Raw genomic sequence first — 270 nt, 5'->3', positions numbered from 1 at the left:
GGTGCCGGGGATGTAGCCGCCGGCCAGGCCTCCGAGGAACGCGCCCACCATCCCGGCTGCGCCGAAGATCAGGCCCGTCCGCCACTGGACGTTCCCCTTCCGGGCGTGACCGATGAGGCTGACCAACGAGGTGGCGCCCACGACGAACAGCGAGGTGGCGATGGCCTCGCGAGGGTCGAGCCCGCCGATGTATGTGAGCAGCGGGACCACGAGGATGGACCCGCCCCCGCCGAGTAGGCCCAGGGACAGGCCGACCAGGACCGCCAGGGT

1 protein-coding gene is annotated in these 270 nt (G+C 71.9%); it reads right to left on the bottom strand.

Features of this window, described 5'->3' with window-relative positions; translation table 11 throughout:
- The coding region (locus G6021_RS08785) for a sulfite exporter TauE/SafE family protein (RefSeq protein WP_241736486.1) at positions 1-267 on the bottom strand (267 nt) is incomplete at its 3' end.
- Between the last annotated feature and the right edge of the window lie 3 nt (positions 268-270).

Source organism: Dietzia sp. CW19, from assembly GCF_014145265.1.
GTDB classification, from domain to species: Bacteria; Actinomycetota; Actinomycetes; order Mycobacteriales; family Mycobacteriaceae; genus Dietzia; species Dietzia natronolimnaea.
This window is presented reverse-complemented; position numbering and strand designations above follow the sequence as displayed.